3 protein-coding genes are annotated in these 2,692 nt (G+C 40.2%); 2 read left to right on the forward strand and 1 reads right to left on the reverse strand.

Translation table 11 applies throughout. The annotated features are described in order from the left end of the window. Nucleotides 1-87: 87 nt before the first annotated feature. The gene (locus QZ379_RS12550) at nt 88-705 is read right to left on the reverse strand and encodes a helix-turn-helix transcriptional regulator (RefSeq protein ID WP_118371045.1); all 618 of its coding nucleotides are present in this window, start codon (nt 703-705) and stop codon (nt 88-90) included. 184 nt (nt 706-889) lie between these two features. Between QZ379_RS12550 and QZ379_RS12555 the strand changes: the two genes are divergently transcribed. Further along, a complete protein-coding gene (locus QZ379_RS12555) occupies nt 890-1,120 on the forward strand; it encodes a helix-turn-helix domain-containing protein (protein ID WP_117831536.1) in 231 nt (76 codons plus the stop codon). 197 nt (nt 1,121-1,317) lie between these two features. Beyond that, a partial coding sequence (locus QZ379_RS12560) for a MobA/MobL family protein (RefSeq protein WP_291565455.1) occupies nt 1,318-2,692 on the forward strand: 1,375 nt, incomplete at its 3' end.

Genomic DNA, 2,692 nt, shown 5'->3' on the forward strand with positions numbered 1-2,692 from the left:
AAGTCCATAAGCCAATTCGCCGCTCGTCAAATCTGTAAACAGCTTGACTCGCTTGTGCTCATTGTATCATAACTCCGGTTGTCAGTTCTATACCGATTCGGAATTATCTTCTAAGAGATTGGATAATCTTTGTGCTGCCATATCTGGATTCTTGGAATATGTCCTTATGATGTCAGCTATATCATTAAATGCGTTGACGGAGTGTGTAATCTCTCGTAGGAACATTATTTCATTGTATTCCTGATTGGATTCAAACCCCATCTTGGCTGCCACATCTGCATATTCTGTATTTCCCTTGAAGTTATTGCAGGCACTTGTAAATGAATCAGTAAAGAGCTTGTATTCGTTTAATAATGCCAGCAACAGGTTCTTGGCGAAATCTCCATCTGCATTATCAAGGTTTGTTGGAAGATTTTCGATAATACCTGTCATAGCGTCTCTTATAAGAAGTTCTTTCTTATCTGTTATATCTGTTTCGTAGCTGTCAGTTTCGCCTTTGAGCCATTCCACAGATACATGAAGTGCTTCGGAAAGTCCTTCAAGTACCATCTTCTTGGTATTGTCGATTGTTCCAGCTTCATAACGCTGTATGGTGGAAGCGGTGACTCCCATCTTGTCTGCAACATAAGGTTGTGTAAGGTTTAATTCTGTTCTGCGGCTTTTAGCCCTCTCACCGATAATCCGGCGAAGTTCCTTATCCTTCATGTTGTCTGCCTCCTTTTCGGTTATTCCTTTCGATATGTTCATACTATATCATATAAAAATTAAAATTGCAATATGCAATGATATAATTATCTTTATAATTTCGTAACGCTTGACAGCAAAATATAAACGCGATATACTGACAGAAAAATAAATTGCATAATGCAATTTGAAAGGAGAGGATTAAATGACGGAAAGAAAGATAGCTTTATCTATAGAAGATGCTGCCGATTATACAGGAATTGGAAGAAACACTCTGAGAAAACTTGTTGAGTGGGAAAAACTTCCTGTTCTAAAGGTCGGAAGAAAAGTTCTCATAAAGACGGATATGCTTGAAAAGTTTATGGAAGTCAACGAAGGCAGAGACTTGAGAGATAAGAGTAGCGTAAAAGCAGTCACAAGAAAAGTAATAACTTAAAAGAGGCGGCTTCTAATGAAACCGCCCCTGATATATCAGAGCGAAGCCATGATATACCTACACGCAAGAGGATTATAACATGTGCTTCTTCTGATATGCAACAACCAATTAACGGAATGGAAGACTGACAAATCACAAGATATCAAAGCCCTCGGCGTTTGAGAGCGAAATACACCCCTCGCACAAACCTGAGGTTTATGCTCAGCGTATTTCGCCCTTGCAGGGAGCAAAGCCACGCAGGCATGACTTATACAAATGCTGTCGCATTTGGTTATGCCGGATACGGCAATAAGCCAACAACAATACCACTTATATTATCTGTTCATCTTTCATTCCCATTATCAGAGGAAGGAGAAGAAAGCACATTGACAACAAGACATTCATTTATACAGATGACCAAGCTGTCGAATGTCCGGGGAAGAATCACCTATATATCAAGCCATGCCAAGCAGGAACATCTGTATGCGGTCTATGAAACTACGGAAAGAAGTTACTGGACAGAGCTTGCACGATGCAGCCAGCAAGAATTTAAAAAAAGCGGTGTTGATGGAAAGTGTATCGAGACAAGGGAGCTTATCATAGCACTGCCCGAATCACTTTATGAGCAGGGAATGCCAGATATACTGCTAAAGTCGTTTACGGATAAATTCAAGGAAAAATATGGTGTGGAATGCGTTGCAGCACTTCATCACAATAAGCGTATGACGAATTTCCATATCCATCTTATCTTCTCTGAAAGACAGCTTCTGGCAGAACCAGTTATTAAGACTGCCACAAGAAATATGTTTTATGATGAGCATGGCAATCATGTAAGAACTAAAAAGGAAATCCTCGATGAAAATGGAAATATCCGTAAAAGATGTAAGGTCATCAGAAAAGGCGAGATATATGAGAGAAATCTGTTTACCTCAAAGAATACAAGGTTCAAGCAGGAAGATTTTCTGGATGAGGTAAAATTATTTTACACCAGAATGATAAATCGCTGGGTAACGGACGAAAAAGACAGACTTACAGTATTTGACCATAATGGTCCATATCTTGCTACCAAGAAGATTGGTAAGAATAATCCCAAAGCTGAACAGATTGAGAAGGATAATAAACTGCGGATGGACTGGAATCGTGAAGTTGACAGGGCTATCATAAGCGAGGTTTCTATGGATGATATTCTACAGATAAAGAGGGAACATATCACAGAGCCAGTAAAGAGGTCGATTGAGCGATACGGCAATAAGCCCGAAATGCTCTCGCTTATCCTGAATATGGCAATAGCAGAGCTGGTACTGCTTATCACAAAGGTGCTTGAGGCTATAAAAGGCATTCACAGTAGGCTGCAGCGTGAAAATGCTCCCGAAGATAAAAACAAAGCCCAAAAGCAGGACAACGGAATACTTACAGCAGATGCTTTACCACCAGAGCCTGTTATGACACCGGAAGCAGCCGCCTATCCGAAGTTAAAAAAGATAAAGACAGAACTGGACAGCCAGAATGCCATTATCTTTGAAGCTGAGAAACTAAGAGGCAGTCTTGAAATAGAAATGTCAAACTTAAAGGGACTGGCGAAGCTCACCAGAA

Origin of the sequence: Bacteroides sp. (assembly GCF_019417265.1) — a bacterium.
Classification (GTDB): Bacteria; Bacteroidota; Bacteroidia; order Bacteroidales; family Bacteroidaceae; genus Phocaeicola.